The organism is Pseudomonas sp. PME37.24/025 (genome assembly GCF_055556615.1).
On sequence record NZ_JBVHNK010000322.1, the window covers coordinates 1 to 260 of the forward strand.

General features: G+C 69.6%; 1 protein-coding gene. It reads right to left on the minus strand.

The annotated features are described in order from the left end of the window. Nucleotides 1-260, minus strand: a 260-nt coding sequence (locus tag ACZ3HH_RS30545; protein WP_465810389.1) for a hypothetical protein, incomplete at both ends; no start/stop codon positions are given.

Sequence of the window (260 nt, forward strand, 5' to 3'; positions counted from 1 at the left end):
CGTCGCGGTCTCCGTATAGGGGCCCCAGGTCAGCGGTTCGGGGTTGTTGACCCAGAGCCAGATCGGAACCCCGACGTAGCCGCGACGGTGACCCCACTGGGGGTTGACCTCAGGGGCCATGCCGATGTCGATGCCTCGGAGCTGGAAGGTCGAGATCAGCTGTTGCGCGGCGGCACCCGGAGTGAGCACCCGCAGCCCCGGCGGGACCGTCTCGCTCCAGAACTGGCTCTCCGTACCCAGGCCCGGCGATCCACCCGGCG